Annotated in this window: 2 protein-coding genes; both read left to right on the top strand. The window is 37.1% G+C overall.

Annotated features, from left to right (window positions below):
• Window positions 1-307 (top strand): type IV secretion system protein VirB5 (locus ACFIK8_RS11675; protein ID WP_375669521.1); only part of this gene is annotated, 307 nt, incomplete at its 5' end.
• Window positions 294-679, top strand: a 386-nt coding sequence (locus ACFIK8_RS11670; RefSeq protein ID WP_375669520.1) for a type IV secretion system protein, incomplete at its 3' end; no start/stop codon positions are given. The genes ACFIK8_RS11675 and ACFIK8_RS11670, both read left to right, overlap by 14 nt.

Raw genomic sequence — 679 nt, 5'->3', positions numbered from 1 at the left:
AGCGGAATCTATTTATGCATCTGCAAATGAAACTGCTAATAAAATTAAGGAAATAAACGAGAAGCTTACAAAGGCTCAGGCAGCTGAAAAAACCAAACCTGAAGAATTTCAGGCTCTTCAAATAGAGCTGTCTCTTCTTCAAGCACAGCTGCAAGCAGATACTTTAAAAATTCAATTCCTGTCTATGATTCAAGCGAAAAATACGAAAACAAAAGAAGACATCCGTGAAGAGCAAACACAAAAAAAGCATAAAGATCTTCAAGAAAAATTAAAAGAAAAACTTGGGAATTCTGATGTCCGACTTTAGTTTTTCCCCGTTTGAGAGCATTTCTGGATATATTTTAAATCCACTCGAAAATGCAATGAATACGACAGTGAGTGGGTTGTCTTCTGCTATTTCAGCACCCTTAAATCTTGCCTCGATCATTTTTATCTTTCTGTATGGCTATAATGTTATGACTGGTCGTGTCTCCCTTTCGATGCATAGCCTTCTCAACAATGTTGTGAAAATCGTTGTTGTGACGGCAATGGCAACGAATGCGGATACATTTAATACCTATGTCAAAGATATTTTCTTTGGTGATTTAGCAAACGCTATTGGGAATGCACTCAACAGCAACCCCGCTAGCGCAAATGTTTTTGATTATATTCTGTTAAAGACAAGTGCCCGTTATCAAGA

It is taken from the genome of Bartonella sp. MR168JLCBS, assembly GCF_042194175.1.
The sequence above is the reverse complement of the archived record's forward strand: the minus strand, read 5'-3'. Positions and strand labels throughout refer to the sequence as shown.